This is a genomic window from Verrucomicrobiia bacterium (assembly GCA_036268055.1).
Lineage (GTDB): Bacteria > Verrucomicrobiota > Verrucomicrobiia > Limisphaerales > Pedosphaeraceae > DATAUW01.
This window is the reverse complement of the sequence record DATAUW010000027.1, coordinates 112,086-139,077: the sequence shown is the minus strand read 5'-3', so window position 1 is coordinate 139,077 and position 26,992 is coordinate 112,086. Positions and strand designations below refer to the sequence as shown.

Genomic DNA, 26,992 nt, shown 5'->3' with positions numbered 1-26,992 from the left:
TGATTTCTACCGCCAGGGGCCAAGCAAAATGGCGGCGTTCATCTGGATCAAATCACCGTGATGAAAGGCGAGTTTTTGAAATTCAGCGCGCCGGGCGTGGACATGCCGGTGGAGCCGTGATGAGCCGTGGTGAAGTTCTTTTGTCAGGAGCACCAAGTCGTGGTCGTTGCCCAGATACTTTCCCAATTCCTTGATTTGGCGCGCCAGTTTGTCGGCGGACTTTGGCCCGATTTTTTTGATCAATAATAACTCGTAATAAAGATTTTTTGCGCGTTTGCGCCAGGTGTGAAGATTTTCGTCGCCGGGCGACTGCACCGCCAAGTGGCGCGCCTTCACTAATTTTTGATAGCCGCGCTCGATGCCAAATTTTATGTCGCGTCTCTTCAGATTTTTGAATGGCCAACGGTTGATCTGGCGCAACGTGTCGCGGAATTGGGATTTTGATAACTGCTTGGATTTGGAAGTGTTCCGCTTTTTTTCGATCAGGCGATTTTCCAGATCGGAAATGTCGTCCGCGGAAAGTTGGTGGCAATGGCGGCGAAGTTTGCGCAGCGTGGCCAGTTGGACGGCGGCATCGCGCGAGGGCGAAAGGCAATGAGCGAGAGCGCGCAACGAGTGGTGCTGCCGGCGATAGAATTTCCGGCCGAAACCATCGCGGATCAGGCGCAGCAACGCGCGAAGTTTTTTTATCGCCATGCGGATTTCGTGGATCGTTTCGGAACCAGGTTCGCGATTGAGAAGTTTTACGCGCTTGCGAATATGGCGGACGAGCTTCGCGGCGATTCGCGCGATTTCGCCGGCAAGTTTTTTCCCGGATTTGACTTGAAAGCGCATAAAAGCAAAACACCAGTGCGGACTAAAAGCCGCACTGGTGTCGCCGGGATCTTTCTTTTATTTGGCTGCCATTGCAGAGTGGAAGCTCGCTTCGTCGTCGGCGTCCAGCCAGGCGAACAGTGTGGCGTTGTCAAAATCCAAGCCAAGTTTTTCGCAATTTTGCCGGGCTTCCTTTTGTTTGTCCGGCGCCTTCATCGAAGGCACGTCCTTCAACTTCAGTTGTTCGACCTTTTCCGACCAGGCTTCGATTTCCTCCGGGGATTTCGCAGTCCCGTTTTTGTTCACCCATTCGGCCACGTCTTCGTAATTTTTAGACGCAGTCACGGCGGTCTTGAATTGCTCGCCGGTGATGCCTTTGAAACCGAAAAGCATATTATCGAGCGGACAATCAAAATGATATTCGCCGAGTTTGCCAGAGATGCTGGCTTTGCACTTGTCCACGGTCCGGCCAATGATCGCGAAACCGCCAAAACGGTCGTGCGGACTATGGGGCGGTTGTTTGGTGAGATCGCGATTTTCAATAGGTGTTTTCATAATTTTATTTGTGTTGGAATGGCGCGGGCACGCAGGCGCGCATCCATCGCCATGATTTAAAAAAAAAACGGAAAGGCAAAATTCAGTTTATCGGTCTGGCTGACGTTGTTTCACGGGCTGTTCCTTCGTAGCTCGCCAGCTTTCCCTGACTTTCCGACTCGCCTTTCCAAAGGAGTATTGTAGCTCTTGGCATGCCAGCGCCAGGAAAGCGGTGCATCTATCAGCGACCCAACGAAATGATGAACGCCGTCACAAAAGAAGATGGAAGGGACATTGCATTTTGCGTAATGAGTCCCGCAAAAAGCCAAGCTTTGGTGTTCTAAGAAATTATATAACTATCGCGGGGTTGTTGCTCGCTAAGATTTCAGATTTGACGCATTGTCTCGCGGGTGGCGGCTGGGTTTTTGAGGACAAATGCGAAACGGATCATTAATTATTGCCAGTTCAATCGTGGTGCTTTGCGCCGTAAAATCTTTTGCGGCTTCCGGCGGCGCTGACACGAATACGGTGATCGCGGCGAGTAGCGAAGCGCAACAGAACTGGAATTGGCATGCGCAAAACACGGACATCGTGCAGGGCGATCCGTCGTTTCCCGCAAACTATTCAGGGCCGAACAGTCTCCACAATCACGGCGAGGTGCGGGAGAGCGTGTCGGTGGATTTAATGGGCGGCGCGCGTTTGTGGCGGGGAGCGGAGGCGCATCTGGACGGTTTGATGTGGCAGGGCTTTGGTTTGAGCCGGACGCTGGGTGTGGAAAGTTTTCCCAATGGCGAAGCGTTTCGTGTGGGGACGGACGTGCCGCATGTGAATCTGGCGCGGGTATTGATTCGGCAAACGATTGGTTTGGGTGGCGACGAGGAAACGGTCGAGGACGATCAGTTTCAACTGGCGGGCAAGCGAGATATTTCGCGGGTGACATTCACGGTGGGTCGCATGAGCGCGAAAGATATTTTCGACAATAATTCCTACGCCAACGATCCCCGCACGCAATTCATGAGCTGGGGATTGATGGCGAATGAGGCATGGGATTATCCGGCGGACAGCCTTGGTTTCATGACGGGCGCGGCGGTGGAATTGAATGAGCCCGGCTGGGCGGCGCGGTATGGATTTTTTCAAGTGCCGAAAGTAGCGAATGGCACGGCGCTGGATTCACATTTTCTCGAGGCGTGGGCAATGGTGACGGAATTGGAACGGCGTTTCAGCATCCAAGGGCATCCGGGCGCGGTGCGACTGCTCGGCTATTTGAATCGCGCGCATATGGGAAATTATTCGGCGGCGTTGTCAGCGCCGGGAGTGGACATCACCCAGACGCGCGCTTATCGCTACAAATATGGTTTTGGCCTGAACGCGGAGCAGGAGATCGTAAAAGACCTTGGCGTCTTCACGCGGCTGGGTTGGAGCGACGGAAAAAACGAAGGCTGGATGTTCAGCGACGTGGATTACGCGATGTCCGCGGGCTTGAGCGTGAAGGGGGAATTATGGAATCGCGCGAACGATACGTTTGGGCTGGCGGGAGTGTTCAGCGGAATTTCAGGAACGCATCAGCAATTTCTCGCAAACGGTGGCGTGGGAATTTTGGCGGGTGATGGGGCGTTGAGTTACGGATGGGAGAAAACGCTGGAGACTTATTATGATTTTCAAATCTGGAAAACCATTCACGCGACGCTGGATTATCAATTCATCTCGGACCCAGCGTTCAACCGCGATCGCGGCCCGGTGAACGTGTTCGCAGCGCGGCTGCACTGGGAATTTTAGGCCAGCGTATTGAGGATATTGCTGCTGAGGCTGGAGGGCGTGGCGGGAGTGGCGCTGCCGCCTTGCTGGTAAGTCACCCACGATTCGAGCAATGAACTGCTCAGGCCGGTTGTGCTGCCGGAGTCGCTGCTTCCACCGAGCAAGGTTCCAATCAATGAACCGTCACTCGAACTGTTTCCAAATAAGTCGCTGAGGATGGTTTGGTCGGTCGAGGCTTTGTTCTGAGCGATGATTTGCGCGGTGGAATTGGCGCTGGTTGAAAGGCTGACGCCGTCGTTATTGAGATCGCTTTTTACTTTTGACCACGCGCTTTGGGCGGCGTCCGTTTGGTTGTTGGAAACAGCGGCGGCCAAGGTTTGAAAATCCTGGCTGATCGGGTCCGACGATTGCGAAGAACTGCTGGAACTGGCGGCGTATTGCGGGTTTTGCTGAATGAAAGTCGTCAGCAAAGAATTGGCGGTGGTCATGTCACCGTTTTGGATCGCATTGCCGATGTTCGTCAGGCTCCGTTTTAAAGCGGATGACTGGGCAAGTTGAGTTGCATAACTGACCGCCGAACTCGTGGCGCTGGAAACCGTGCTCATGATATAATATGCCTCGGCCCGATCAGGGGCTTCTGGTTGTATCGGCATGGGTGCAGAGGAACTTTAGCGAGCCTGCATTATGAGGACGACTCCGATGAGGATGAGGCCGCAATAGACGGCGCGGAAAAAGCCGGTTCCGTCCAGGCGGTGGTTGATCATTCGGCCGATCATGATGCCCACAAATACTCCGGGGAGTGACAGGACAAAATATCGCGTGATGGCGGGAACCCATAATCCCACGGCTGCGTAGCCGAGCAGTCCGAGCAGGCTGGCGGGCAGGAAATAGCCTTGAAGCGTCGCACGAAAATGTTGGGGCGACCAGCGCCGAAGCGCTCCGTAGATGGCCAGGGGCGGACCATTCATGCCGTAAGCGCCACCGAGAATTCCCGAACAAAAACCGGAACCCAGCAGCCACATCGGGTGGTCTTTTTTCAGGTGCAATTTATTTTTGGCCGTGAGCGAGTAGATCGCAAACAGGGCGATGACGCTGCCGAGGATTATTTTTACCGTGCGTTCATTTACGCGCGTTAGCAGCAGCAATCCCAACGGAATGCCGAAGAGGGCGGAAATCACCAGCCAGGTGGCGCTGCGCAATTCAATCTTCCGCCAGTCCTGAGCTATGATCACTCCGGCCACGAGGACAGACACCAGCACGGCGAGCGGCGCGGCCACGGTCACCGGAATGCGCAACGCCAGTAGGGGAACCGCGACGAGCGCCTCGCCAAATCCGAGCGCGGAGCGAATCAGCGTGGCAGCGAAAATCACAGCTATTACGTAAATCGTAATCGAATCCATCAGGCGCGCGTCGTTCGAGCCGATGATTTTATTTGTGCGTAAGACGAATACATCAACGACGGAAGTTTGGGGCGCGTGGAGTTAAATTCAAGTCCCGGGTTTGCAAGGAAAGTGGAGCACCTATGCCGATGCGCTTTGGACGTATGATAAAGTTACGGTTCGCGTGGTCGCTCGCCCCCGCAGCTATTTTTCTCATTTCGCCTTGCGTTTGGGTAACCTCATAATATTATTGCCGGATTGGTGCGGGGTCGTAGCTCAGTTGGTAGAGCGTCTCGTTCGCAATGAGAAGGTCAGGGGTTCGATTCCCCTCGGCTCCACCATTAGGAATCTTCGAGGCAGTCGTCACGAAGATTGGTAAAGCGCAGGGAGGTTGGCGATGTATTGCAGGAGAGTTCACGGATAACATCACACAAAAAAACACGTTATGAAAAAAATGATGCTCGTTTCGTTTTCGGCTGCCGCATTTTTGGCGGTGGGAGTTTTTAGTGCATTTTCGGCATCGCCGGATGGGGGAGGGGCGAATGCGGCCCAGGCGAATTTTACGGTGGACCTGATCAAGACGAATGTGTTGGAGGGCGAGTGGAGCGGGCTTGAAGTTACGCAGGGACAGGCGGGGCCGGCCACGCTGACGGTCAAGGGAAATACTTTGGAGTTTCATGGGGCGGGTGCGGATGATTGGCTCAAGGGGACGTTTGAATTGCACGACGGCGCGACGCCGAAGGAGCTTCTCGGCGTTGTCACAGATTGCGTATCGGCTGATGCCATTGGCAAAAAAATTTATGCGATTTACCGGATCGAGGATGGCGCGATAACTATCGAGGGAAATCCGCCGGGCAGCACGAGTTTTCCTACAGAGTTTGGACAGGCGGGTGGCCGCCAGTTTGTTTTCAAGCATGCGACCCAGACGAATCTTAAAGCGGATGTGACCAAGACGAATGCGTTTGAAGGCGAATGGAGCGGGGTCGAAATCACGCAGGGACAGGAAGGGCCGGCGACGATGTCGGTGAAGGGGAATACGATTGAGTTTCACGGCACGGACTCGAACGATTGGCTCAAGGGGACGTTTGAATTGCATGACGGCGTGAAACCGAAGGAATTTCTCGGCGTGGTTACGGATTGCGCATCAGCGGACATGATCGGCAAAAAAATATATGCGATTTATCGGATTGAGGACGGCTCGATAACGATTGCGGGGAATCCGCCGGGAAGCACGAGTTATCCGGCGACGTTTGGGCTGGCGGATTGCCGCGAGTTTGTGTTTAAGCCTAAGAAATAGCGGAGAAAATTTTTGGACTTTACAGGGGGCGGGGTTGGGAACACTTTTGGCCATGCATTTCCATCTTCGCTGCAAGGCGCTTTTCACGAAAATTATGGTCGCGGGTTTTTTGGTGAGTGGGTTGGCCGTCGCGCGGGCGCAGATGCCGGGGGACGATAAATTTTACAAGATCGGGCCGGACTCGCTACCGCAGGAAGGCGTGCCGCACGGGGAATTGCGCGGGCCGTTCGTTTTGCCGAGCCAGGTTTTTCCAGGAACGCAACATACCTATTGGGTTTATGTGCCGGCGCAATACGACCCGAAGCAGGCTGCGGCTTTGATGATTTTTCAGGATGGGCAGGCGATGATTGATACGAATGGCAGCGTCCGCATGCCGAACGTGATTGATAACCTGACGTGGCGCCGCGAGATACCGGTGATCATCACGGTATATATTAATCCGGGCCGCACGCCGGAGCAGCCGGAGCCGACGCCCAAGGATTGGGGCGATAAAAATACCAATCGCCCGGAAGAATATAATCGGATCAATGATAAGTATGCGCGCGTCCTCATCGAGGAACTCATGCCAGTGCTGGCGAAGGAATATAATATTTCGACGGACCCGGACATGCACGCGATTGCGGGAACGAGTTCGGGGGCGATTGCGGCGTTTACGGTTGCGTGGGAACGACCTGACCAGTTTCACAAGGTGTTAAGTATTGTGGGCAGTTTCACGGATATTCGCGGCGGGTATGTTTTTCCCGAGAAGGTCATGGAGAGTGAGCGCAAGCCGATCCGGGTGTTTCTGGCGGACGGCGTGAATGATCTGCGCGCGTTGCGCAAGGATGGCACTTACGATAAAAACCGCGATTGGCATTATCAGAATGTGCGGCTGGAGGAGGCGCTGACGAAGAAGGGTTACGATTTGAATTATTGCTGGGGCATCGGTGTGCATGGGCAGAAACAGGGCGGAATGATGATGCCGGAGATGATGCGCTGGTTGTGGCGGGACTATCCGCGCTCGGCGGATGTGCATGATATGGTGGAACGCTCGTATCGCGGCGCGGCGATGACGAATGCGCCAGCGGCTGGCGATAAGTAAGTTTGAGAAACGGTTGAAAACCGTTTTCTTGTGCGCGCGGGCGTTGTTCCCCCAACTGAAGTTGAGGTTAATGAAAAGTTTTGGGCGAGTGATTGGACGCTGGTTCCAAAGCGAGGATTTCTTTCGTCCTTGCGGGACTCGCTCGAAGGGGGAAATTCAACCCAGCAATAAATTGCTGGGCTAATATCTGCCGTCCCTGCGGGACTTTGGCGGAGCAGTGGTTTTGCGCTATCATGTCATAGAATAATCGAATGATAGGAGCATGCCTGAGCACTCTCTTTATTCCGCACTCCGCACTCGCCGCTCCGCACTGGAATCAGGTTTTGCCGCCGACCAGTTGCTGATATTCAGGCAGGGGATGGAGGGGGGCGAAGCGCTGGTCGTTGCGGATGTTCAGCAGGAGATTGGAAGCTTTGGGATCCTGACTGAGCCGGGCGCTGTTTTCCTCGAGCGTGCGGCGTAGATCCTGCAAGGCTTGATTGGTCTTGCCGAGGACGGAGCGCATGGCGGCGAGGTCGCACCACGCTTCGGGTGAATGCGGTTCCAGTTGCGTCAGCTTGGAGAGCGCGGCTTCCAGTTTTGGATAATTCCGCATCTGCACGTAAGCGCCGGCGAGGAACATGACGGCGTTCTGGTCCACCTTGGGATTGTCCAAAACCTGATCGAGGATTTGCAGCGCGCGCTGCTCCTGATGGGCTTGAATGTAATCGGCGGCAAGGCTGAAGGCGGCCTGAAAATTGGTTGGATTGTCGGCCACTTCTTTTTCCAACTGTTGAAGATTCGCTTGCGGCTGGGCAGGGGTGCTGTGCTGGCTCTTCAATTCGCCAAGCTGGCGGACGAGGCCTTCGACATTGGCATTGTTGGGATCAAGCTTGAAGCAGATTTGCGCAATGGTGAGCGCGTCGTCTATGCGGCCGGTGGTAAGCAGGAGGTTCACGTAGCGGAAGACGGCTTCCGGGCTGTAAGGGCAATAGGCGAAGGATTGGCGATAGGCAAAATCAGCTTCCTTCAACATGCGCATCTGGTCGGGGCCGTCATGGGCATGGCGGAAACGCCAGTCGTAGATGCCGCCGATGGCGCTGCGAAGTTTTGAGAAGGCTTTTTGCGCTTCGTCATCGCGGATAAATTTGCGGTCGCCCTTGAAGCCGGTAAAATCGTGCTGGATATAAACGCGGTCCACGAAGGCGGCGATGTCCTTGACGCTGGTATCGTAAGTGATCCAGTTGCCGATCAAGCGGTCGGAATAACGGCTCCAGAATTCATGGTCCTGGGAGATGTTATTTGTCGGGACGGTTTCCAGCGGAGTGCGATTAATCTTCATGATGACACCGAAGGGCGTCAGGTATGGATACATCCAATCGAGCGGGAAACTTTCCTCGACATAGAATTCATTGTCAGGATTGTGGTCGAAGATGACTTTGGTCAACAGGCCGTTGATGGACATGACGGCGACCTGGCCGGAGACTTGGACTTTGTTATCACCCGGATTCAAATGGACGTCTTCGCCAGGCTTGATCTGTTTGGGTTCCTTGGGGAAACGCATGTCGTGATCGAGGCGTTGCTGCGCGTCGAGCATGTATTCGGAAAAGCATTGGGACGAATCTTCTGCGGTCGGGCAATAAATTTCCTTGGGCGGATAAACGCCTTCGGCGCGGCGACGATCTTCAACCTTGCGGCCCCATTTGGTGAGCGGCTCATCGAGCATTGAATACGCCATGCGGGCGAGGAAATTCGTCGTGTAATTCTGCTGGACTTCCGTGCTGCCGCGCAGCAATTCCTGGAAGAATGGCGGGTCAATCTGCGTGCTGCGATTGTATTGGGCGCGGATGTATTCGAGATACGTGGGATCGGCAAGCGCATTCTGCGTGATGATATAAACATCGCGGCGATCAAAGTGCTGATCCTGCTTAGGCTGATCTTGATGCGGGGTGAAGCTCTCGCAGAAGATCATGTACGTTGGGCAGAAGCGGCCGGGATCAGTGCCGCCGAACAAAATGGCGTTGCGCGCCATTTCCGGGTAAATCAGGTGTCCGCTAGTTCCGTTGGCCGCCTGCAATTTCGTTTTGTCGTAAGTGAGTTTGCCATCCGAGCCAACAAACGGCGGCGTGAACATGTCATGGCCGAACCAATAGCCGAACCAATGATTGCGCTCTTCACTCGGCCCCCAATGAATCAGACCGGAGTAAACCGGCATGATGGCAAAAAGGCCGAGCGTGACGGCCAACGGCGCTCGCTCGCGATAAGCGAATACGGCGCCGAGAAAAATAAACGGCAACACCAGCAAGACGAGGCTCGCGAGAATCGGCAACCCGCCCTGATTGGCGCCGAACGCCTGGGCAATGAGATGCGGCATTTCCCCAAGGCCAAGGCTGCCGGTGGGCCCATAGTAATGGATGCGCGTGGTATCGTATAAACTATAGAGCACCAACACGGCCGCGAAGCCTCCGCCCATCAGTCCCCATTGACGGAAGCGCTTATAATGGGTGGCCATCACCGCCGCCGTGAGCGACATCCCATAACCGAAAAAGATGGCGACGACCCCGTGCGACGAGCCGAAGAAAACCTTGTGCAAATCTGTGCTCGCCTTGTCATCGCCCGGATTCATGAGAATCACCAAGAGCGGCCCGATGCATAAATAAGTCACAGCCAGGCAAATCATCCATGATCGCTCTCGTTTTCGCATCCTCATGAAGAAGAGGAGCGGAATGATGGCCATGAAGAAGAGAATCCAATTTGAATCTTCCACGATGTGGCCAATCAGCCAGCCGACTTGCACGACGAATTTGCCAGGTTCATGGATGATGTCGGTGGGATTGGCTTTTTCATATTGGCCGCGGCTGAGGGCGTGCCAGAAACCATCCACCGTGCGGGGATAACCCCATTCCATCGGGGGATTGGTCATGCCGGAAATCGGTTCGTAGAGATAGAACGCGGCGCCGCCCATCCACAGTCCGAGGCAGATGAAAGCCGTCAGCCATTCGAGGCCGATCTTGCGCGTCTTCCAGGCCATGTAAACGAAGGCGATGAAACTCGCCAGTGACAGGAAGCCGAAAATCGGGCCGCTGCTGACCGCGAGCACCGCGAACAAAAGGAAACCCGCGAGCGCGCCGTCCAGGCAAAATTCGTCAAAGGTTTCCTTGGTGATAATTGCAAACGCGATATAGGCGGCAATCGAGGCGAGACCGACCGAAAAGAAAATCAGCAGCAGTGTGGCGGCCGTATCCAGCGCCGTGGTGATGTGGGTTAGATGCGCGATCAACCCGCCGATGAAGATGATGCTATTGCCAAGAAAAAAAGTTCGCGCCAGCCGCGGTTGGGCGCAGGCGACGGCGGCTTCAATGCCCAAGGCGACGACGAGCAGCGTCTGGTGAATGGTCGCGCAGAGGCCGAAGAAGAACATCGCAAAAAATAAATAGCGCAACTGTCTCGGTGCATAAATCCAGCGCATCAGGCAGAGCAGGACGGCCATCACCCAAGGCACGCCGAAGAGAGAAATACGATTGATGGCCACCGATTCATTCCACATCGTCCCGCCCAAACCGAGCAACAGACCCGCCGTTGCGCCGCAGACCAGACAGATGATGCTTTCCCATTTGCTGCCAACGAGATCTTTAAGTTCCTCAATGCCTTCGATGAGCATGCTGCTGCCGCGGGAGACGATCAACGCCACCATGCCGCAAGCGATGGCTTCGGCGGTCGCTTCGCCCACTTCCACGCGCCAGGCGATGTTGCCGACCGGGAGCAGCACCGTCCAAAGCCAGGAGTAAATCGCCCAAAACGGGTAACCCGGCGGATGCGGAATGCCCGCGTAAAAAGAGCCAGTGACCAATTCGCCGGAATCTTCGAGCGTCACTTCGGGCGCGAGCGTGGAGAAATAGATGACCCAGATGACCGCGAAAGCGATGGCGAGGGCGAGCCAGTCAATTTTGCGGAAGAGCGAGGGGACCTTGCCAGAGAGGGCGGAGGGTGGAGTGGGTTTTGCCGGAGCGGATTTGTCCACCGATTTGTTTTTTTCCATTTTGTCTTTCAAATTATCTGCACTCATTCATCAAAGCTTCTGAATATTGGTTTTTCCTAATGGAAAAGAGCCTGTAGTTGATAGGGTATGGGCGGGTTTTGTCCAATCAAAAGTAACTTCGCGCCAGACGTTCTGCCGCTGGCCGCGCAGGTCGGTCGAGCAGGCGGTAATGATATTCGAGGACAAACTGGCCAAAATATTGGAATCCCCGGACACGGCGAGGTAGGCCGTCCGTTCGTGGCGCGGCACACAGAACACCAGCGCCAGCATGAAAGCGCAGGCTACCGGGGCGAATTTCAGCCACGTCGGCAGAAGCGCCAGCGGGGCGGCATCCGCCACGGGCGCGGATGGAAAAAGGCGCTGTTTAAGTTTCGCCGACGGGGCGCGCGGGGTCCAGGATTGCAATTCCCTCTCCAATGGAGTCGAGTCGTTCATAATTTTCCTCTTTTAAGCAGGCACGCAGTTTTTGCAGGCCGTAGCGATAGCGTCCCGCGACGGTGTTCGCGGACATATCGAGCAGGCGGCTGATTTCATCAAACGTGTATTCATGCCAGATCTTCAAAACAATGACTTCGCGTTGCCCGGCGGGCAGAACGGCGAGGCAACGCATCGCGGCGCGTTCGTGGGGTGTCTCGGAGGAGCTGCGCTCGAACCAGCGGTGTGATTCCAATTCGCGGGTCAGCCGCCGCCACAAGCCGCGGCGGTAATTGAGAGCCCGGTTGCGAAAACTTCGCACGCAATAATGTTCGGGTTCCTCCGGCGGCGCGGGTTTTTGCATCAACGCGAGAAAAGTTTCCTGCAACACGTCCTCGGCTTCGCCGTGGCTCAGGCCCAGCGCGCGGCCATACAGCAGCAGGCCAGCCGTTTTGGCTTCGTAAATGCGCTCGCACCAGGTTGTTTCGGACTTGTCCACGGGTACTATTTACTGAATAGACACTAGCAGGGCGCTTTTTTGTATAAATTTCTTGGAAAAAATGAGCGGGCTGGCGGCAGGGATGGATTTGGCCGGAAGAATGGCGAAGAAGGGACGAATCTCCAAGCGATTCAGATTTATCCATTTGCGGGTTGCGGATTGGGCATTCCGCGGCCATAGTCTGCCGTCGTTCGGATAACAACATCGAACGGAGTGAATCAGCAGCGGCAACTTATCAACCGATATGCAAATCACCAAGCAACTCGCCATTTTCCTCGATAACCGTCCCGGCATGCTCGCCCGCGTTTGTGACGCGCTTAGCGAGGCCAAGATCAGCATTTATGCCATCACGACCAGCGACACGGTGGATCACAGTGTCATCCGCATGGTGGTCAGCGATACGGCCAAGGCGATGGCCGTGTTCGAGGAGCATCAATCGTTTGTGGTGGAAGATGACGTTCTGATGCTGGAAGGCGATAACAAATCCGGTTCGCTGGCGCGCATTGCGCACAAGCTCGCGGAGGCGGGGGTGAATATTGAGTATTGCTACAGCGCGACCAGTCCCAGCGCCAAGAAGGGGCTGATGATTTTGCGGACGTCCAATCCGCAAAAGGCGTTGAAGGTGTTGAACAGTTAGGACGGGGTTTAGTATGGGTGAGATGGCGCGGGCGAGAGGGCGTTCGCGCGCGTTTGACGGCCTCCTGGCCGCAAGCGGTGTCGTGTAAGGAGCTTCTTCGAATTTTCCGGGAACATTTTTTTGAGTCAATGCTCTTAATCGCATGAACTCTGGAAAATGCGGGCGGTCAACGCTTTATAATTTAGGATAAAGTTTTTTCCCCGCATCGCATGGCAAAAACTGAATCCTGAACCCTTGAAACTTTCGTCGTGAAGCCACTTCGTCATGTGGCCGCATTGATGCTTGCCGCCAGCGCTGCGGCGTTTGCGCTATTGCTTAATTCCTGCTCTACGGTGGACCGCGCGGCGGTCGAGCCGTTGCAAATCGAGGGAGCTACGTTCGTCGGCGACAAGGCTTGCGCTGATTGTCATGCGAATATCACCCGAGTTTTTCCGGCGAGTCCGCATGCGCGGTTGCATCTGGACGATGGACGCATGGCCGGGCAGCACGGTTGCGAATCCTGCCACGGTCCGGGCAGCAAACATATCGCGATGGGCGGACGCGGTGGTTTGGATAAATTCATCATCAATCCCGGCCGCCAGCCGGAGGCGTGCCTCAAGTGCCATATTGATACTGAGGCGGAATTTCATTTGCCGCAGCATCATCCGGTTCTCGAAGGCAAAATGAATTGTGTCCAGTGCCACGACCCGCACGGCGCGGACATCATGAAACCTTCCGGCGGTTCGGCGATGGCGCGCTTGAACGAGAATTGCGCGACGTGCCATCGCGAGCAAACGAAGCCGGTGATCTTCGAGCATGCGGCGATGCGGGAAGGCTGCACCACCTGTCACAATCCGCATGGTTCCATCAATCAAAAGTTGCTGACCATTCGCGATTCAAATCTGTGCGTGCGCTGCCATGCACAAACCGCGCAGCCGGGCACGACGGGCGCGTCTATTTATTTCGGCAACATTGATCACACCGGATTTCTTCATTACGGCACTTGCTGGACGGCGGGTTGTCACACGGCGGTTCATGGTTCCAACACCCAACCCTATTTCTTCTATTGAAGCTGCGACGCCATAGAAATTTCATCGCGAGTATGACGCGGAGGAGGGGAGTGTATTTCTTCGCGCTGTCGTTTGCGGGTTGCTTTGGAATGTTCGCGGCGGACGTGGATGAATCGAAATTGCCGCCCGCGGCTCCGGTTAAAATTGATTTCGCGCGTGACATCCAGCCGATCTTTGAAAACTCCTGCCTGCGCTGCCACGGCCCGGAGAAAACCAAAAGCAAATTCCGCCTCGACAACCGCGTTTCCGCAATCAAGGGCGGCGAAAAAGGCGTGGACATTCTTCCCGGCAATAGCGCGAAGAGCCCGCTCATCCATTATGTCGCCGGATTGGTCGAGGACATGCAAATGCCGCCGGAAGGCAAGGGCGATGCGCTCACCACGAATCAAGTAGCGCTCTTGCGCGCGTGGATTGATCAGGGCGCGAAAATGGATGGCGCGCCGCCGACGAACAATTTTGCGTTCTCGATCACTCCGATCATTGGCGTCACTGGCGTGAAGGGTGATGCACAAAAATTTCGCGAGCATTATTGGCAGAAGGAAGGCGCGAATGGCGGACTTGAGGAATTTCAGTTGTACGAACAACTCGATCCGAACACGAAATACCTTCTGTCCGGCCACGCGTTGCAGGATGATTATAACATCACGCTCGACGTGGACCGCAACGACATCGGGTTTGTCCATACCGGCTGGCAACAGTATCGCAAATATTTTGACGATACCGGCGGTTATTATCCTGCGCATGATGGCCCGTCCTCATTAAAGCTCGGGCAGGATTTGCATTTGGACATCGGCAAGGCGTGGATTGATTTCGGCCTCACGCTGCCGGATTGGCCGAAGCTCGTGCTCGGTTATGAATACGATTTCAAGCAAGGTGACGAGGCGGAAACGGGGTGGAGCGCGGCCTCGCCCTCGCAACCGAACATCGCGCCCGTCGCGCGGAGCCTCAATGAAGGCACGCACATTCTTAAGCTGGACATTGATTATGAACTCGACGGCCTCATGATCGAGGACCAATTTCGCGGGGAGTTTTACCGGCTGGACGAGAGTTATCATCAGGCCGATTCGCGCACGACCCTCACCGAATCCGTGGCGCAGGGGACAACCTATTTTCAGGGTGCGAATACGCTGCGGCTCGAGAAAAAATTCAGCGATTGGTTCTTTGGCTCCGCGGGTTATCTTTATAGCAAGCTCAACTCCGAAGCGAATTTTACTGACAGTTTTGCGCTCGGCTTTGTTTCCGCCGTGCCGGACATCAGCCTCGAAAAAGAATCGCACGTTTTCAATATCAATGGATTGTTGGGGCCTTTTCATGGCTTGTCGCTTTCGACTGGCGTGCAAAGCGAATGGACGCGCCAGCAGGGTTTTGGCAGCGGCGCGCTCAATCCCGCCAACACGGACATTCCGCTTTCCGTGCTCGCTCCGATTCCCACGACCTTGTCCTCCGATTACGACGACAGCTCGTTTTCAGAAAATGTCGCATTACGATATACGGCGATTCCCTGGACGGTGCTTTTTGCCGAGGGGCGTTTGCGGCAGGAACGCATCGGGGAAACGGAATTGGACAACCAACCGGACAACGCCGCGTTTGGAAATTATTTGTTGAACACGGATTTGGGCAGCCAGATGACCGACATGCGCGTCGGCTTCAGCACATCACCGTGGCAAAGTGTTTCGTTGAGCGCGCATTATCGCCGTTACGAAAATGATAGCCATTATAACAGCGACGCCAATTCGCTGCCGGTCGGCGCTTACCCCGGCTTTCTGCAATCGCGCGACATCCTCACCGACGAAGCTGAGGCGAAACTCGTGCTGCACCCGATTAACTGGCTGAAGACCACGTTCTCGTATCAATATTTAACCAGCGATTATCGCGATTCAACGGGGCCGGTTGCGGGCATTTCTCCCGGGGGCGACGTGCTGGCGGGTGAATCCATCACCAAGATTTATTCGATCAACGCGGTCGTCACTCCTTGGCGGCGGCTGTATCTCTCAACGACGTTTGCGTACCAGCCTTCGGTAACTATCACGGAGGACAATGGGTTCAATGGCATCGCGCCGTATCGCGGGCATACCTACAGCCTTCTGGCCAATGCGACCTATGTGCTGGATCAAAAAACCGATTTGTCCGCCAGCTATTCATTTTCCGAAGCGGATTTCGGCCAGAATAATATTCTCAACGGTTTGCCCGTCGGCATGGAGTATCAGATGAACTCCATTCAAATCGCTTTGACCCGCCGGTTGACGAAACAGCTCTCCGCGAAGGTGCTCTATTCGTTTAACAAGTACGAAGAGCCCAGCGAAGGCAATGCGCTGAATTACGAAGCGCATACGATTTTTGCCTCACTCTCTTTCAAGCTTCGCTGAGTTTACACGTTGGTGGCCGCGCCGCGAAGATGGGCGTCCACGCGAGCCGTCACTATATTAAATATTTCCCCAAATTTTAGCGGGAACAATTTTCTTCACTGCCGCCTCATAGAAACAGCAAGCATTCGTCCGTGGGCTCTTCGTAACGCTACCGCGAGGTGGCGGACACGATTCATGCCTGAAGGTTCAGACTCTATCGCTTATGCGCTTATGAAAAAAATATTCCATCGCTTCTCGATCCGGCTGGCTATGATTATTGTTGCGGCTTTTGCCCTGCAACAAAGTGTTTCCATGGCAGACACCGTTGTCGTTGGTTTCGGCGCCAACTTTGCCTTTACCCCGAAGATCATCAACATCAACATCGGTGACACGATCATCTTTTCAAATAACTCCGCAGGCTTCGAACACACAGTGACGGGCACGGGCGCTGAACCCATGTGTGGCGCTTCGATCTTTACAACGCTGGGTTCCGGTTGCTCGCATACATTCACGACGGCCGGGTCGTTTCCGTTCCAATGCAATTTCCATGCGGTGAGTTTTAACATGACCGGTCTCGTGAATGTCGCCTCAGTAGTCGTTCCGCCGCCGACGATTTCAATCAGCAGTCCGACAAATGGCGCGGTCTTTGCCGAACCCGCGAGCATTGCCCTGGCGGCGATTGTGGGAGGCGGCACGGTAACGAATGTCACGTTCTTCGCCGGCACTAATCAGATCGGAACTGTGACCAATGCACCGTTCACGCTGCGATCCACGCCACTGGCGGCGGGGACTTACGCCTTGACGGCGGTGGCGTCGGCCGGAGGTGTTTCCGCAACTTCAGCGGTGGTGAATGTGACGGCCGTTACGCCCTTGCCGATTTCGGCCAGCACTCCGCTCATCACGAATGGCCAATTTTCGTTTCTGTATTCCGCAAATCCCGGACTCAATTATGTGATCCAAAATTCATCCAATCTGACGACGTGGCTGTCCTTGGCAACCAATACCGCCGCGACCAATCCGGTCTTGTTTACGGATACGCTTAATACGAATACAAATGCCGCCAGTTTCTATCGCGTTGGCCTGTCACCAAATCCTTAACGCCATTCCAAATTTTGGACAAAACGGCGCTGGGAACGACTGTGGCGCTGGCAAAAAATAGCTGCGAATAATTACTTCAAAAAATATCTTCTACACGCGCGGATGGATTTCGCTAAATGCGAATCCATCCGTTTTTATTTCCGCCTTTTTGAGTCCTTTGCAGATCATTCAACACAATAGAGTTGTGAGTCATTCGCAAAGTGCAAAAGAGCATTACCCATCCGTTGATGCTTTGTAGGAAAAATCCTACTTATATATCAGCCTTCTGGTCGTCGGTTTTTTTTCAAGCCGGAGACTAAGATGCTTTCATCCACCCGTGATCAATTTAATTAAAAACATAAAAAATATATTCGGGTATCCATTGCAACGCGCCGTTCGTATAGCTATAAAAGTGCGCCGCAAAATTTCTCTATTGGGTGTGGATTACGGCATGGGTCTATTGAAAACTTCAATCTCGATGATGCTCCTGGCGGGGCTTGTTTGCAGCTCTGCCATGACTCCGCGGCTCCACGCGGAACCCGCGCCCAGACGGCTGAATGTTTTCACGGTCAAGCGCGACGGCGTGATTCATTTTTATGTTCAAAATCTCGGGCTCGCGTCCATCACCGCGACGCTCGACATGGACATGACGAATCTTCAGGGCAACACCACCTTTCCTTATACCACAACGCTGGGCGGCAATGTAACCGTCGAAGCTTTCGCGCTCTCGCGAATTGAAACCAACGCGCCGTGGAATTATCGTTATGAAAATTCCTGTGTGATCGGCAGCGCGACTGCGGTGCCGGATGAAAACTACTCTTACCAGTTGCCCTATGCGCCTGGCAGTTCGTTTCCGGTAAGCCAGGGTTATCATGGCAGTTTCAGCCATTGCGGTCCCGATGAATTTGCCATTGATTGGAAAATGCCGGTGGGCACGCCGGTCCATGCGGCGCGTGGGGGCGTCGTTGTGCAGTCCAAGGACGACATGAACCGCGGCGGGCCTGATCGCAAGTTCGAGAAGGATGCCAACTGCGTCCTGATTCAACATTCCGACGGTACGATCGGCATTTATGGCCATCTCAAACACGGTGGCAACAAAGTCAAGGTGGGCGACCACGTCAACGCTGGAGATATTATCGCGCTTTCCGGCAACACTGGTTTCAGCAATGGCGCGCATCTGCACTTCGCGGTTTTCAAAGCGAAGAACGGAAAAGAAAGATTGAGCCTTCCGGTGAAATTCCGCGATGCCAGCCAGCAGATGGTCACGCTCGAAATGGGGCATACTTATACAGCGGCGCCCCTGGATATTTTTCCGGGGGAAACGCCAGCGTTGGCGGTTGCCGGACATCCGGCGGCGCCTATTACTGCGGCAAAGATGCTGCAATAATGGTATCAGCTTGAAAATTTCAACCCGTAGCGGCGGTCTATGACCGCCCTTTTTTTTGGGTTCAGAGGTCACAGATCGCCACTACAACTCACAGGAATGGATACCGCTTCGTAATGAAGCGCGACATTTTTTCTCATCCAAGGCGGAACGGCGCGTTTTGAACATGCAAACTGCCTTAACCAGTTTGGCGATGAGTTGCAGGATGCACGCCGGGAAGCCTTCTTCTTCTTCGTAAGGCATTGTAAATCAGACATTCAGTAGTCTTTTAGCCTCATGGCACGCGGCAAGCAATAGAGAGTGTCAGAAGATGCGAGGGCTCGGAGAGTTCTCAGCCAATCGCGTAAGCAACCAAAAAACTAAGAGAAAGACAACAGTATGAAAATCAATCATCGCATATTAGTCTTCACTGCCGCGGCTGCTCTGCTCGCCGGTTGTGCCACTGACCGCAATAACTCCGGCGCGATGGGTAACGACACCGAAAACGGCGTCGGCTCTGCGCAAAGCAGTGACGTGCCCGAGCCTTATACTCCGGCTCCTGCGCCTAACGCTCCGACTGGTGACAATGGCTCCGTTGGCCGTGGCAACCCGTTCGGCGCTGGTGACAGCGGCTTGCAAAGTCAATAGCGCAACACCTTTGGCCGTTTGCGGATAAACTGTCCGCCCCGGCCATACCATCAGGCAATCGAAACACTTCGGTTGCCTGATTTTTTTTGGGGAGGAAGAGTTGTCAGAGAAGCGTATTTGTATCCTATGGAAGGGTGGACTGCATTTGGAGAATATGGCATGGTGGAGGCGGTTCTTTGAAATATAGGACAGAGAGGAGAAATGGACGAACCTGATGCCAGGCGAGCCAAAGGATGAAAATTGGTTCGCAAAAGTTCGCCTGAGTTCGCGTTGGCTCGGATAAGTTCGGATAAGTTCGCTTAACGGCGAGAAAAAAAATTATGGGCCAAATGGTGCGGGGGCTAGACTGGTTGCCGCGGCAGTCCTCTGGTGCGTCCTTCTTTAAAGGCAAGGCGCTGTTATGCTTGCGCGGTTGGGCCAGAACTGGTAACGGTTAGCGCATCCCATGAATCACCCGCTGCTTTTTGAGATCAATACGCGTTGCTGGTTGCGGTTGCTTTCGGAACAAGCAGGCAGGGAGGTCACGCTTGCAGACGTGCCGGACAGCGAATTCGTTCGCTGGCAGCAACTGGGATTTACGCATATCTGGGCCATGGGCGTTTGGACGACGGGTCCACGTTGCCGGTTGATGTGCTTTGACGGTGGCAATATGGAAGCCACGTTCAATCGGCTCGTTCCCGGTTGGAAAAAAGAGGATGTGCCGGGTTCGCCGTATGCCATTGCCGAATACAAAGTCTCCGCTGCGCTCGGCGGCGAAGCCGGGCTCAAGGCCTTTCGCAAAAAACTTCACGCGCATGGAATGAAACTGCTGCTGGATTTCGTTCCCAATCACATGGGACTCGACCATCCGTGGGCCACGAAGGAGCCGGATCATTTCATGCAGAGTCCGGGGCCGGGTGCGGGAGTTTTCGAGCAGGAAACCGTTCTCGGCCCACGATGGCTAGCGCATGGCAAGGATCCGAACTTTGCCGCTTGGCCCGATACCATCCAGATGAACTATCGCCGGCCCGAGACCCGCGCGGCGATGATTGAAATTCTGAAATCTGTGGCGGAGCGCTGCGACGGCGTGCGTTGCGATATGTCCATGTTGTTGCTCAATGACGTGTTTGCGCGCACCTGGGCGCATCTTCCCGATGCTTCGCCCGCGCCGAAAACGGAATTTTGGCCTGAGGCCATTGGAGCGGTGAAGCAGGCGCATCCGCAGTTCATTTTCCTGGCTGAAGCGTATTGGGGACTTGAAGGGCGGTTGCAATCGCTCGGCTTTGACTACACTTACAACAAGACGGTTTACGATCTGTTGGCGAACCGGCATTACGGCGAGGTGCAGCCCAATTTGCTTTCGTGCCCCCCGGAGTACCTTGCGGCCAGCGCGCATTTTCTCGAGAACCACGATGAGCCACGCATCGCGCCCATTCTTTCGCCCGCTGAAAATCGCGCCGCGGCATTGCTGGTGCTCGGGCTGCCGGGCATGCGGTTTCTTTACGAAGGACAGCTCGACGGGCGGCGTTCGCAAATCCCCGTTCAGCTTGGCCGCTGGCCGGACGAACTGGTGAATGAGGAAATCGCGACGGCGTATGAGCAACTTCTTACCACGATCAAAGATTCGTGCGTCGGCCGAAGCATGGCCACGCTGCTCCGGCCCAATGGCTGGCCGGACAATCAATCGTCGCGAAACATTGTCGCCGTTCTTTGGCAAAAATCGCCGGTTGAATTTGACTTGGTCGTGGTTAATCTTGCGCCGCATACCAGCCAAGGGGTGGTTGTGCTTCCGGTGTCGGATTTGGCTTCCAAGCACTGGCAGATGCGCGATCTGCTTGGGACGGAGAAATACCAGCGGCCCGGGTCGGAACTTGCGGCCAATGGTCTTTACCTGGATCTGGCTCCCCATCACGCGCAGTTATTTCGTTTCGAGCCTCATACTCATTAAACGGCCCGTTTACTACGGATTTAGGACCTTCGACAAACGTCAATTTTCAATCATTCGTCGGAATTGTTTACGGTTTGAATTTTGAAATACTTTCGGGCCATTGCTATTAAATATCTTTGATTACTGGCATTAATTTTTATTAAAAACGTCGGATTTCTTTACGATTTTCATTATTGAGTGTGATTCGTTTATTTAGTTCGGCAGTTTTGTAACGAATTATCCTACATAATGTTACAGTCCTGTAAAGTTTCCGAAACATCGGTGGCACACCCTAAGCTTGCAAAATGCAGTTCCTTCATGGCCTGTGCGATGTGCACCCAAATCCGGAAATTTGGCCAGCTATTGATGGAGCATAAAAGAACCAGGCAACCATGAAAGTCTCAAAGCTAAACCTCTTGTTGGGCACGGCCCTCGTGTTATGCAGTTTGGGCGCGTTGCTCACGGCGCCATCCGCTCGCGCGGTTTTACTGATGATCGCCTCTGCCCTTACGGTCAGCGGCTATCAACTCTACGCGCGCGAACGCAAGGCTCCCGCACCTGCCCGGGGCCGCCGCCGCCAGCCGGTCGTCGTCCGCCGCCGTCCGCGTAATTGGTAGGCGGCCATTCCTAAAGTGTTGTAAAATTACCTCCGGGCGCTCGCTTCGGCGTGGCGCCTTTTTTGGTGGACAATCTTGATTTTTTTTCTGGCAGATTTTTTGGAGGGTTCCCGCGACTCGCCGAAACCGGTTTGATTTTCCGACCTCGATGTCTTCGGCGTTGATCTCAGTCTGAATCTCATTGATGCACAAATCGTTTACTTACTGTACACTGGCTACAGTATCAATTTCTATTCACACTGAATTATGGAAATCAGCAAACGAGATTATTTCGCGGCTCAGGCGCTCACCGGTTTGCTCGCCCGGCCAACCGGCCCCAGCCAGGGACTCAATGTTCACGCCAACCTTGCCGCCGAGGCTTTCCTTTACGCCGACGAAATGTTGAAGCTTTCCAAAACGCTGCTTAATCCGGTCGAAATTGATCCCGACAAACTCAGCGTAGAAGAAGAACAGGTCCAAAGCCTGCGCGACAAAAAAGAGCCTCAGCGTCCTTAAAACTGGCTCAATGTATTTTCGCATCCACGTTTTCAGATTTCTTCGTTCATAACGGGGTTATCGTCGCTCCTCGACCGCTTGCTGAAAACTTGGAACTTGAAACTGAAAACTTTTCCTATACTTCTCATCCATGACCCACGCTGAATTTCTAGCCCGCGCGCGGCAGGCGCTGTCCGACGCCGGATTTCATCCCGATTTTTCGCCGGAGATTATGCGGGAAACCACCGCGTCGCCAAAACTTGCCGCTGATTCACGAGATTTGCGTAAGTTGCTTTGGTCGTCCATTGACAACGAGAACTCCCGCGATTTGGATCAAGTTGAATACGTCGAAATGATTTCGCCGGGCTGCACGCGCCTGCTGGTGGGCGTCGCCGACGTGGATGCCATCGTGCCCCTCGGTTCGGCCACCGACCAGCACGCCGCGGCGGAAACCACTTCCGTCTATGCCGGCACGGTTATTTTCCCCATGCTCCCCGACGCGCTTTCGACCGATCGCACATCGTTGCTTCCCGATCAAGACCGTGCCGCCATCGTCATTGAGATGCACATTCGCGATACCGGCGAAGTCGCCTGTCATGATGTTTATCCGGCCACGCTCCGCAACCACGCGAAACTTGCCTATCGCTCCACCGGCGCGTGGCTCGAAGGACGCGGTCCGATGCCCGCGCCCATCGCCAATGTCCCCGGCATGGAAGCGCAACTTCGTCTGCAACTGGAAACCTCGAAAAAATTGCGGCAACTCCGCCGCGAACAAGGCGCGCTGGTTTTCAATTCCACCGAAGCCACGCCGATCATTGAAAATGGCGAACTCAAAACTCTGGCCTTCGCCGAACAAAACGCCGCGCAGGATATCATCGAAAGCTTCATGGTCGCCGCGAATGTTTCGATGGCGCAACATCTCAAGGAGCACAATTCCGTTTCCATCCGGCGCGTCGTCAAGACGCCGAAACGCTGGGATCGCATCCAGGTTCTCGCCAAACAATACGGGACGAAACTTCCCAATACGCCCGACCCGCGCGCCCTTTCCGAATTCCTTGAACAACGCAAAGCCGCCGACCTTTTGCACTTTCCCGATCTGTCGCTCGCAATCGTGAAAATGCTCGGCCCCGGCGAATATGTGGTCGAGCCCGTCGGCCGCGAACACGAAGGACATTTCGGTCTTGCCGTTCGGGACTACGCTCATTCCACCGCGCCGAATCGGCGTTACGTGGATCTCGTCACGCAACGACTTTTGAAAGCTGTGATTGCCGACGCACCCGCGCCTTACCTAGAACAACAACTTGCCGATGTGGCTAAACATTGCACCGAGCGCGAGGACGCCGCCAAAAAAGTCGAACGGCTCATGAGCAAGGTCATCGCCGCAAATCTGCTAAGCCATCAGGTCGGGCAAACCTTCGACGGCCTCGTCACCGGCGCATCGGACAAGGGAACCTATGTTCGCCTGCTGAAATTTCCTGCCGAAGGCAAAGTCATTCGTGGCGCGCAAGGTCTCGACGTGGGCGACAAAACCACGGTTCGCCTGGTCGGCGTGGATGTGAATCGTGGCTTTATTGACTTTGAACGGAAGTAGATGGATTACGAAATTTGTGCATCTAACTCTATTGAATAACTTCAACCAGAAAATCTGTTGGCTTGTGACTAGTAGAACGGCTTGGTTACAATATCAGGCACTATGGTAACTCAGGCACAAATCGCCCGAAAACTCGGAGTGTCGCGCCAACTGGTCACATTTGCCCTGTCAGGCTATCCGCAAATTTCCCAGGAATCGCGTGAGCGCATTTTGGCGGCCGCCCAGGCGATGGGTTATCGCCCGAATCCTTATGCCCGCGCCTTGAGAAAGGGTAAAAGCGGGATCATCGGCTTGTGGATACCGGATCAGATTTCCACTCATTACACTCATGTAGCGCGAGAGCTGAATCGCCTGGTGAAAACTGCCCGGCATGAATTGATCGTCAGTGAAGTCAGCATTGCCGAAGAACAACAGATGTTGTCCCACGTTCCGATGGATGGAATTTTCGTGGTGGATGCTCCCGATCAGGCGGACATTTATCGCAAATCACCCACGGCGGCCCGGGTTCCAATCATCAGCATGGGCGCGGATTGTTGTGAGAATTCCGATGCCGTGCAGGTGGATCTATACGCGGGCGCTCTGGAAGTGATGGAGCATTTGATCGGCTCGGGATTCCGCCGCATCGCCCATGCGACCTTCGTGCGAGAGGATTCTTCGCGCGCCGTCCGGCGTCTCGGTTATGTCAAGGCGATGCGCCAGGCCAAGTTAAAACCGGAATTCATTTATTATCCGCTCACGGAACAGCAGCGCACCATCGCGCGGCAGTTGATTCAGGATTACATCCGCGAGAACGGCCGCCCGGACGCGATTTTTTGCCACTCTGACGACGTGGCGCTGGGAATCTATCGCGGCCTGTGCGATATGAAAATAAAAGTGCCGGAAGAAATCGCGCTGGTGGGTTGCGACGGCATTCAGGACACCGAATATCTGGAATGTCCATTGACTACTTTGGTGCAACCGGTCGCCGCGATGTGCGCCACGGCGTGGCAGTTTTTGATTCAGAGAATGGACCAGTCCACGACGAAGACGCAGAAGACCAAGTTGAAACCCAAGCTGGTTATTCGTAATTCCTCGGTCCGCGAAAATCGCGGCGCGGCCTCCGTTTCCCTTTAACAGTCTCTTTTTGACCGCATGGGTCAAAACTCGTATATACCCAAATTATCATGTGATAAATGATTGTTGACAGAACAAGAACGGATGGTAAAGTCGCCTAAACTGGCGAAGGCATAGCGAAGCAAAAATGCAGTAAAATAGTGGCCGAAATCATTCAACGCGGGCAGGGCAGGGTGGCGGCGATCTTCAGCGTGTGCTTGATGCTGGTAGTTTCCATCGCGAGTGCATTTGGCGGCCGTGGTCCAGCGTTGAGACTAAACACCACCACACCTTATTTGATTTATTACGGCAATTGGAATGCCAGCCAGGTGGATTATGCGCGCACCAATTATCGCATGGTGATCCTGCATCCGGCGAGCAACATAACGTCCAATCAGATCGCCACCATCCGCCGCGGCAAGGACAATATCGCCGGCACGAGTGACGACGTGCTGGTCCTGGCTTACCTGTCCATTGGTGAAGATGATCGAAACGGCGCGCCGGTCGCCGGTGATGGACTGGGTCCGCGTGTTGACCCAAGGGCATCCGATAGCCTGCCGCTTTCCGGCATCACGAATGTCATTGGATTGCCGTCATCTGGCGGCACGAACTACGCGTCGTATTATCTCAACTCAAAAAGCAACCAGACCGGCAAGCCGGATGAGAATTCTAATTTTGGCAGTTACTATGTGAATGCCGGCGCGCCTGCCTGGTGGATGGTGATCAAGACCATGAATAAAGCCACCAGCGGCCAGTCGGGCCTTGACGAGATTCTAACTACGACCAACGGGACCGCGCTTAATTGCGACGGCGTTTTTCTCGATACCCTGGACACCGCCGCGCCGGATACTTTTGGCACACCCTACGAATGGACTGCTCCCGGCATGCAAGTGCTCATTCAGCGCATTCACACAAACTATCCGACCAAGCTGCTCATGGCCAATCGCGGCCTTTTTTTCTATGATTCAAACCTGAAGACCTATCCATACAATCCGAGGCCGTACGTGGACATGGTCATGTTTGAAAGTTATTACACGGAAACCACCACGAACATTTCGAGTTCGTTCGCCGAAAACAAATATGATTTCGCTCCCAAGTTAAATGCTGAAGCCGGGCGTCCCGACGGGTTCAGCCTGTTCGTGGTGGATTACGATCAAACGCCGCCCCAATCCGCCGCCCTCGTCAATCAAGACTACGTTGAGAGCATGGGCATTCAGGGATGGCCGTTGTATCGGACGGTTCCATCGCTCGACTCATCCTTCAACACGAATGCCGCCGGATGGCTGGCGACCAATCAGGATACGCAACCGCCCGTTTGGGACAGCACCGCGGCGCAGGGGGCGACGCAACCATCCCCGCGCGCCGGTGTGCAGAGAGTAATCGCAGGCCGCGGTATCGCGACAGTCTATTGGGATGTGGCCCGCGACCAAACCGATCCAGTATATTATAACATTTATTATTCGACTGGCGGCACGGTTAATTTTGCGACCGCCACCAAAATTTCCCACGTCGCTTCACAAATTCCCGCCAACTATTATTTGGGAACCGGTCCGGGCAGTTATCCTTATGGTTTCACGGTTGGTGGATTGACCGATGGCATGACGTATTCGTTTGCCGTTCGGGCGGAGGATGGTTGCTCGCCCGCGCATGAGGACACCAACCTCGTTTCCATCACCGTCGTCGCGGGAACGAATACTCTCAGCACCTATAAAAAAATTACGATAGATGGCTCGTTTGCCGATTGGACAAATATTCCGTGGGCGTACCAGGGCGCACCCGACGGCAATCCGGTAAATTATTTGCAAGTCCAGTTCGCCAACGATAGCCAGAACCTTTACGGCCACATCAAGCTCGCCTCGCCGTACGCGCTGTTCACGGATTTTTATTCACATCTCTTTTTTGACACGGACATGAACACCGCAACCGGCTACGCCGTGGCCGGCGCTTCGTTCGGTTCCGAGATGATGATCGAGACCGGCTTTGGTTACGATCAACGCAATGGAAGTTTCAATGCCGGGTCGGTTTCTGGTTTGGGCTGGGCGGTGGCGCCATCTACCAGCGCGAAGGAATTTGAATTTCAGGTTTCGTTGTCCACGCTTTATCCCGATAACAAAAGAGTTTTCGGCACGAGCGCCATGCGATTGCTGTTGCAGGACAATCGGGGGCCGGAAGTCGCCGTGGAAACGGGCATCCTGTACACGATTTCTCCGCCGCAACTGGGAACCATTTTTTTCACACAAACGAACAATGTCTTCAATGTCATTTGGACCGGCCCGGGCACACTGCAATATTCCGTTTCGTCGCCGGCCGGCCCGTGGATGAGCCTAAGCAATGCAATCAGTCCCTATGTGATCCAAGTGGGGAGCGGTCGGCAATTTTTTCGACTCGCTCAATGAATCCGGC

The 26,992-nt window shown here is 54.5% G+C and carries 22 protein-coding genes and 1 tRNA gene; 16 read left to right on the top strand and 7 right to left on the bottom strand.

The window, feature by feature from the left end:
• Positions 1-6: 6 nt before the first annotated feature.
• Together VH413_16580 and VH413_16575 are read right to left on the bottom strand one after the other, a co-directional pair.
• Positions 7-834, bottom strand: a complete 828-nt coding sequence (locus tag VH413_16580; GenBank protein ID HEX3800312.1) for a CHAD domain-containing protein — start codon at positions 832-834, stop codon at positions 7-9.
• A 57-nt stretch (positions 835-891) separates the two neighbouring features.
• Entirely contained in the window at positions 892-1,368 is a 477-nt protein-coding gene (locus tag VH413_16575) for a DUF5069 domain-containing protein (protein HEX3800311.1), read from the bottom strand.
• A gap of 414 nt (positions 1,369-1,782) precedes the next feature.
• Between VH413_16575 and VH413_16570 the strand changes: the two genes are divergently transcribed.
• Complete coding sequence (locus tag VH413_16570) at positions 1,783-3,123, top strand: carbohydrate porin (protein HEX3800310.1); 1,341 nt, start codon at positions 1,783-1,785, stop codon at positions 3,121-3,123.
• On the opposite strand, the gene VH413_16565 is transcribed toward VH413_16570, so the two are convergent.
• Positions 3,120-3,707 carry a hypothetical protein gene (locus tag VH413_16565; protein ID HEX3800309.1) on the bottom strand — a complete coding sequence of 196 codons (588 nt, stop codon included), beginning with the start codon at positions 3,705-3,707 and terminating at the stop codon, positions 3,120-3,122. The two genes, VH413_16570 and VH413_16565, sit on opposite strands and share 4 nt — an antisense overlap.
• A gap of 63 nt (positions 3,708-3,770) precedes the next feature.
• The gene (locus tag VH413_16560) at positions 3,771-4,472 is read right to left on the bottom strand and encodes a sulfite exporter TauE/SafE family protein (GenBank protein HEX3800308.1); all 702 of its coding nucleotides are present in this window, start codon (positions 4,470-4,472) and stop codon (positions 3,771-3,773) included.
• A gap of 274 nt (positions 4,473-4,746) precedes the next feature.
• Between VH413_16560 and VH413_16555 the strand changes: the two genes are divergently transcribed.
• The 3 genes from VH413_16555 to VH413_16545 all read left to right on the top strand — a co-directional run bounded on the left by VH413_16555 (position 4,747) and on the right by VH413_16545 (position 6,859).
• Positions 4,747-4,822 (top strand) — tRNA-Ala (locus VH413_16555).
• 104 nt (positions 4,823-4,926) lie between these two features.
• Complete coding sequence (locus tag VH413_16550; protein HEX3800307.1) at positions 4,927-5,778, top strand: hypothetical protein; 852 nt, start codon at positions 4,927-4,929, stop codon at positions 5,776-5,778.
• A 94-nt stretch (positions 5,779-5,872) separates the two neighbouring features.
• Positions 5,873-6,859: an alpha/beta hydrolase-fold protein gene (locus VH413_16545; protein ID HEX3800306.1), complete on the top strand. Its 987-nt coding sequence runs from the start codon at positions 5,873-5,875 to the stop codon at positions 6,857-6,859.
• A gap of 316 nt (positions 6,860-7,175) precedes the next feature.
• Here the strand turns inward: VH413_16545 and VH413_16540 are convergent, their stop codons facing one another.
• From VH413_16540 to VH413_16530, 3 genes are read right to left on the bottom strand one after another with little or no spacing between them, the layout of a single operon-like run.
• Complete coding sequence (locus tag VH413_16540; protein ID HEX3800305.1) at positions 7,176-10,904, bottom strand: DUF2723 domain-containing protein; 3,729 nt, start codon at positions 10,902-10,904, stop codon at positions 7,176-7,178.
• Positions 10,905-10,907: 3 nt separating this feature from the next.
• The gene (locus VH413_16535) at positions 10,908-11,216 is read right to left on the bottom strand and encodes a hypothetical protein (protein HEX3800304.1); all 309 of its coding nucleotides are present in this window, start codon (positions 11,214-11,216) and stop codon (positions 10,908-10,910) included.
• A 25-nt stretch (positions 11,217-11,241) separates the two neighbouring features.
• The gene (locus tag VH413_16530) at positions 11,242-11,790 is read right to left on the bottom strand and encodes a sigma-70 family RNA polymerase sigma factor (protein ID HEX3800303.1); all 549 of its coding nucleotides are present in this window, start codon (positions 11,788-11,790) and stop codon (positions 11,242-11,244) included.
• A 244-nt stretch (positions 11,791-12,034) separates the two neighbouring features.
• Between VH413_16530 and VH413_16525 the strand changes: the two genes are divergently transcribed.
• The 12 genes from VH413_16525 to VH413_16470 all read left to right on the top strand — a co-directional run bounded on the left by VH413_16525 (position 12,035) and on the right by VH413_16470 (position 26,985).
• Positions 12,035-12,427, top strand: a complete 393-nt coding sequence (locus VH413_16525; protein ID HEX3800302.1) for an ACT domain-containing protein — start codon at positions 12,035-12,037, stop codon at positions 12,425-12,427.
• A gap of 248 nt (positions 12,428-12,675) precedes the next feature.
• Positions 12,676-13,476, top strand: a complete 801-nt coding sequence (locus VH413_16520; protein HEX3800301.1) for a cytochrome c3 family protein — start codon at positions 12,676-12,678, stop codon at positions 13,474-13,476.
• A gap of 32 nt (positions 13,477-13,508) precedes the next feature.
• Positions 13,509-15,842: a c-type cytochrome domain-containing protein gene (locus VH413_16515; GenBank protein ID HEX3800300.1), complete on the top strand. Its 2,334-nt coding sequence runs from the start codon at positions 13,509-13,511 to the stop codon at positions 15,840-15,842.
• Positions 15,843-16,052: 210 nt separating this feature from the next.
• Positions 16,053-16,919, top strand: coding sequence for an Ig-like domain-containing protein (locus tag VH413_16510; protein HEX3800299.1), 867 nt, complete (start codon positions 16,053-16,055; stop codon positions 16,917-16,919).
• A gap of 493 nt (positions 16,920-17,412) precedes the next feature.
• Positions 17,413-18,285, top strand: coding sequence for a M23 family metallopeptidase (locus VH413_16505; GenBank protein ID HEX3800298.1), 873 nt, complete (start codon positions 17,413-17,415; stop codon positions 18,283-18,285).
• 375 nt (positions 18,286-18,660) lie between these two features.
• Entirely contained in the window at positions 18,661-18,909 is a 249-nt protein-coding gene (locus VH413_16500) for a hypothetical protein (GenBank protein HEX3800297.1), read from the top strand.
• A 445-nt stretch (positions 18,910-19,354) separates the two neighbouring features.
• On the top strand, positions 19,355-20,836 hold the full coding sequence (locus tag VH413_16495) for an alpha-amylase family glycosyl hydrolase (protein ID HEX3800296.1): 1,482 nt from the start codon (positions 19,355-19,357) through the stop codon (positions 20,834-20,836).
• Between the two features lie 371 nt (positions 20,837-21,207).
• Positions 21,208-21,432, top strand: a complete 225-nt coding sequence (locus VH413_16490) for a hypothetical protein (GenBank protein ID HEX3800295.1) — start codon at positions 21,208-21,210, stop codon at positions 21,430-21,432.
• Positions 21,433-21,678: 246 nt separating this feature from the next.
• Positions 21,679-21,927, top strand: coding sequence for a hypothetical protein (locus tag VH413_16485; protein ID HEX3800294.1), 249 nt, complete (start codon positions 21,679-21,681; stop codon positions 21,925-21,927).
• A 130-nt stretch (positions 21,928-22,057) separates the two neighbouring features.
• Positions 22,058-23,497, top strand: coding sequence for an RNB domain-containing ribonuclease (locus VH413_16480; GenBank protein HEX3800293.1), 1,440 nt, complete (start codon positions 22,058-22,060; stop codon positions 23,495-23,497).
• A gap of 102 nt (positions 23,498-23,599) precedes the next feature.
• Positions 23,600-24,610: a LacI family DNA-binding transcriptional regulator gene (locus VH413_16475; protein ID HEX3800292.1), complete on the top strand. Its 1,011-nt coding sequence runs from the start codon at positions 23,600-23,602 to the stop codon at positions 24,608-24,610.
• A gap of 140 nt (positions 24,611-24,750) precedes the next feature.
• Entirely contained in the window at positions 24,751-26,985 is a 2,235-nt protein-coding gene (locus VH413_16470) for a hypothetical protein (protein HEX3800291.1), read from the top strand.
• The last annotated feature ends 7 nt before the right edge of the window (positions 26,986-26,992 follow it).